We start from the raw sequence: 1,928 nt of genomic DNA, 5'->3' as shown, positions 1-1,928 counted from the left end.
AGTTACGTTCTAGCGAAATGCCAGGGAGTGTTGGTTCAAGAAGCTTATTTACATCTGTCTTAAATTTTGTCATTCCATAAAAGGGGGCAATTCCATAATAAGAATTACGCATTTTCTTTTGGAAAAGGGTCAGATTGTAGAGGAAAACTACCGAAAATAAATAAATGATAAATAACAACGAATATCTTTATTTAATTTAACAATTGGATATATATGTTATAATTGTAGAGAAGATTTCGAATAGTCAGTTCCAAGTTAACATTAGCATTTATTGAAGAAGGAGTGCAAATCAAAAGTAAATAAAATTAGAAAGATTCACAAGGGTGGAGATTATGGAACAATGGCTAGATGTTCAAACACTTATCTGGTTATTTCCGATTATGTTTGTCATTCATGATTTTGAGGAAATTATTATGGTTGAAAAGTGGATGAAAAAAAACTCAAATGTCATTTATGAAAGATTACCAAGAAAAATGGCTGACAGGGTAATCAAACAATTTTCCATGACGACAGCACAATTCGCAGTAGCAGTTTTATTTATATTCTTATTCGTAAGCAGTTCAACAATTATGGCAAACCAATTTGTGATTCAAGGATCACTTGCTAATATTTATTTTTTTACAATTATCACATTGACTTTTTTTTTGCATTCCTTTACTCATATTGGCCAATCTATATTTCTTCGTTCCATTACTCCTGGTTCATTGACATCAATGATTATCATAATTCCATATAGTTTAGTTTTGTATAACACATTATTATTAAATGGGATTCTAACATGGAAAATTATTTTTGCATGCTTGCCATTTGTCCTATTAATAATTCCTATTGCTTTAGTTGCTCATTGGATAGGAAAAAAAGCAGTATAAAAGTTCAATATACTGCTCTTTCGCTAAAGTAATTGTTACACGATCTTCCATAAAAGGGCGCGTCTATTTAGGAATTCGTCTTTTATTTAAGAGGGCCAGATTATGGAAGATCTTTTGAAGATAAGCTGCCCGATAGTTTAGTAACTTCATAAAAAAAGCGTTAATCCTTCTACGATTAGCGCCACTGTTTATTTAATTTTATTTTTTCACAGTCTGTTTACCTTCTAATCTTGAAACCTAGCTTAAGTTTAATTCATGAATAATCTAATGGTACTTATATTTTTATCTATCTTGATTTTCATAGTATGCTTCATCTGCATATTTCTGGTCTGTTCCTTTAAGATAAGCTAAGATCATTTTCGGACGTTTAAGTAAAACCCAGTCTCCATGTTTATCAAACTTTCTGCTTGAAGTTATCATCCCATTTTGAATCGTCCCGTATTTTTTTCCCTTCTTTTTTCCCCACACTTTTAAACGTTTAGCGAAATCTGCATCTTCTGCCATAAGCATATTTTCATTAAATCCCTTAATCGAATTAAAATCCTTTTTGTAGCACCAGAAGATTCCCACGGAAATTGCTCCATATTTAAATAATAGTGGCCCAATTAGTAATAAGGTTGAAACAAAAATACCTAAAGACATTCTTTCAAATTTCCCTGTAACTCCCCCGCCAATGTACTTTCCAGTGGCTAAGTTCTCCTCTACCTTAGACAACACATGTTCGTTCATCTGTGTATCTGCATCAATTGTAACGATGATTTCACCTCTAGCTATTTCAACACCTGCGTTCCTAATCTTAGAAAGGTTTTTGTCGTTATTCTTTATTGTGATACATTTATACGATTTTGCAATTTCTTCTGTCCTGTCTGTACATCGATTTAACACAACAATGATTTCAACTTGATTATTAAATAATTTAGAGGCTTTAGAAATGGATTCTAAGCATTTTCCAATGTACTTTTCTTCATTATGAGCGGGTATAATAATTGAAAATTTTATTTCCTCTTTATTTGTATCTTCTGAAGAGTTCTCCTTTTCGATCATGAAATAGCTCCCCCT

2 protein-coding genes are annotated in these 1,928 nt (G+C 31.8%); one reads left to right on the top strand and one right to left on the bottom strand.

Annotated elements, in window-relative coordinates; all coding sequences use genetic code 11:
• The first annotated feature begins 332 nt into the window (after window positions 1-332).
• Entirely contained in the window at window positions 333-869 is a 537-nt protein-coding gene (locus V7164_RS24170) for an HXXEE domain-containing protein (RefSeq protein WP_335344884.1), read from the top strand.
• Window positions 870-1,151: 282 nt separating this feature from the next.
• Here V7164_RS24170 and V7164_RS24165 read toward each other — a convergent pair whose 3' ends face one another.
• Window positions 1,152-1,913 (bottom strand): glycosyltransferase, encoded by a 762-nt coding sequence (locus V7164_RS24165; RefSeq protein WP_335344883.1) that lies wholly within the window; start codon window positions 1,911-1,913, stop codon window positions 1,152-1,154.
• Window positions 1,914-1,928: the final 15 nt, after the last annotated feature.

This window comes from Bacillus sp. JJ1474 (assembly GCF_036965225.1).
In the GTDB taxonomy this organism is placed as follows: domain Bacteria; phylum Bacillota; class Bacilli; order Bacillales; family Cytobacillaceae; genus Cytobacillus.
The sequence above is the reverse complement of the archived record's forward strand: the minus strand, read 5'-3'. Positions and strand labels throughout refer to the sequence as shown.

Bases quoted from the DNA above. Each gene is read 5' to 3' on its own strand.
- V7164_RS24170 (WP_335344884.1), top strand. From the start codon at position 333: ATGGAACAATGGCTAGATGTTCAAACACTTATCTGGTTATTTCCGATT.
- V7164_RS24165 (WP_335344883.1), bottom strand. From the start codon at position 1,913: ATGATCGAAAAGGAGAACTCTTCAGAAGATACAAATAAAGAGGAAATA.